Below are 2,257 nucleotides of genomic sequence, written 5' to 3'. Positions count from 1 at the left end.
CGCTTTGAGCCGATCACGCCAATATAGGCGGCTGGGCTATCCAGTAGATCCGGCAATGCGATCCCGTCCACGTCCGCGCCGCGTGTCGTCAGGACGATATAGGTCTGTGCGTTTATCTCCACATGACGAGCGATCTCGTCCATCGGCACAGGATGATACTCGTCTGCATTGGGTATATTTTCAGGAGTGCAAAATTCGACTCTATCCTCGGCGATCACCACGCGGAAATTTAGCCATTTGGCGAGATGCGCTGTCGCCTTGCCAACATGTCCTGCGCCAACGATCAATAAGGTGGGTTTAGGCAAGATCGGTTCCACATATACCTCCACGGTTCCGCCACAAATTCCAGGATCGCCTTTGGCGGGGTCAGACATATTATAAGTAAGAAAACGTGCTTTTCCATCCTGCATAGCTTCAAGGGCCTCTGTGTGGATACGGCCTTCCAATCCTCCACCGCCAACTGTACCGAGAATGCCCCCATCGGCATAGACCAGCATCTTACTGGTCCCATGACGAGGCGTGGACCCTTGAGAACGGACAATGGTTGCCAATGCTGCGACCTGATTGGTTTCTTCGATTTCTGCGAGTGCCTGAAAGATAGTTTTCATTATTCGATGACGATAGGATCCTTTAGGGGTAATATTCAATTGAAACTGGTTGTACAACTTGTAATTGTTGATAATAATTTCTCAACCATTGATTCGACCAGCCCATTATTGTGGTCTGGCGGACAATGCTGAGCACATCTGATCTCGTGATTTTTGCACCATTTAATATAACATGGATATTATCACGGCTCAGGGCGACGGTCTTTTTGGCGAAGAAGAGCGGCCACATACAAGCCAGCCGGATGCCGTGGTGAACCTGGGGGATGGCAGTGATATATTCTAAACCATGCTCTAAATGTTCATCAGCTTTATCGGCTAAAGCATTAATCACCTGAAGTGCAAGGTCGATATTCTCTTGTGCAAATAGGCTATCTCTGGTTAATCCAAGCGGTTCGTAAAAAGTGCGTGGGACAAAAACCCAGCCCCGCTCATAATCCTTACGCAATCCGCGGATAATATTGACGGTTTGCAGGGCCAGCCCAAAATGGCGTGCCAGTGGTCGCAGAAGATGATCTCTTTTTAGTAAGGCTGGCGAATAAGCCCCGAAAAGATCTGTGAGCAGATAGCCAACCCTCCCGGCGACCTGGTGCATATAATCATCCATCTCTTCTTCGGTATTTACTACGGGACCATGCTCCTGCCAGCGTGCCATCCCAAGGGAAGAATCGATCACATGCCTGTTGATGATCTCTTGTGTTTCGAGAGGCAGTTGGTGCAGCGCCGCCTGAAGTTCATCGGCATTTTGAGCCACATAAACTTCGGGGTCGCTTGCATCGAGATGGGTGATCTGGCTGGTAAGCGCTCCGACGGGTTTTTCTCCAGCGAGAATTTTTGTCCAGAGACGAAGTAATTCAGCCTTGTGCTCTGCGGCCAGGTCTTCATTATCTTCAAGGCAATCTGAGACGCGCAATAATAAATACGAGATCGTAACAGCTTCGCGCAAGACAGGAGGCAGGCGTTCGATGGATACGGCAAAGGTTCTGCTTACGGCGCGTAATGTCTTTTGTAAGTGCATGGCTTTTGCTCCATAAGTTTCATAGAATGTTACTGGTTATAACACTAAGGTCTCCATTGTCGTTGCAAATCGAGTTTAACCAATCCTAACCTCTAAGCCGGTTTCACCCTTGATCTCATTGGCAAAGGCCTGCAAATTGCTCAACTGAAAGGCGCTGGCGCCATCTTCGGGGCGTAAAAACACAACCATGGCAGCAGCAGTTTCGTGGAGCAAATGGAAGGAAATTGCGATGAATACCAGCAAAAAAATGACCACCGAAATTAAAGCGGCAAAACCCAGTTCCCCGTCAGATATTAAGATTGCCTCGTTCAACATAAATGCTCAAACCTTTTCTTATTAAACTGTGGCTAAATTTTCTACCGCTCCAAAAGCCCCAGTACAACTGGCAACAATTGTTTTTTGCGGGATACCACACCCCTGGCCAAGCGCGTCCCATCTGGTTGAATAGGATAGGGTAAATCGCTCAGCTCAGATGGTCCTTCTGCGATCAATAGGCGGCTGGAGCCACGAACCACATCAGTGACGAGCAACATCGCAAAATCGACCGATTGCTTGCTGCGTAAATCCTCCAGCTCGAGCTTTAAATCTTCAAGATGTTTGGATAATTGCAGCAAATCGGTGACCTCGGCCTGGG

At 48.7% G+C, this 2,257-nt stretch carries 4 protein-coding genes; all 4 read right to left on the bottom strand.

Annotation, left to right across the window (positions count from 1 at the left end; all coding sequences use genetic code 11):
- Window positions 1-608, bottom strand: a 608-nt coding sequence (locus AC3DOM_RS17580; RefSeq protein ID WP_487920340.1) for an XdhC family protein, incomplete at its 3' end; no start/stop codon positions are given.
- A 22-nt stretch (window positions 609-630) separates the two neighbouring features.
- On the bottom strand, window positions 631-1,623 hold the full coding sequence (locus tag AC3DOM_RS17575) for a squalene/phytoene synthase family protein (RefSeq protein WP_487920339.1): 993 nt from the start codon (window positions 1,621-1,623) through the stop codon (window positions 631-633).
- A gap of 75 nt (window positions 1,624-1,698) precedes the next feature.
- Window positions 1,699-1,938, bottom strand: coding sequence for a hypothetical protein (locus AC3DOM_RS17570; protein WP_487920338.1), 240 nt, complete (start codon window positions 1,936-1,938; stop codon window positions 1,699-1,701).
- 41 nt (window positions 1,939-1,979) lie between these two features.
- A partial coding sequence (locus tag AC3DOM_RS17565) for a DHHA2 domain-containing protein (RefSeq protein ID WP_487920337.1) occupies window positions 1,980-2,257 on the bottom strand: 278 nt, incomplete at its 5' end.

This window comes from Candidatus Desulfolinea nitratireducens, assembly GCF_982879505.1.
The sequence above is the reverse complement of the archived record's forward strand: the minus strand, read 5'-3'. Positions and strand labels throughout refer to the sequence as shown.

Bases quoted from the DNA above. Each gene is read 5' to 3' on its own strand.
- AC3DOM_RS17575 (WP_487920339.1), bottom strand. From the start codon at position 1,623: ATGCACTTACAAAAGACATTACGCGCCGTAAGCAGAACCTTTGCCGTA.
- AC3DOM_RS17570 (WP_487920338.1), bottom strand. From the start codon at position 1,938: ATGTTGAACGAGGCAATCTTAATATCTGACGGGGAACTGGGTTTTGCC.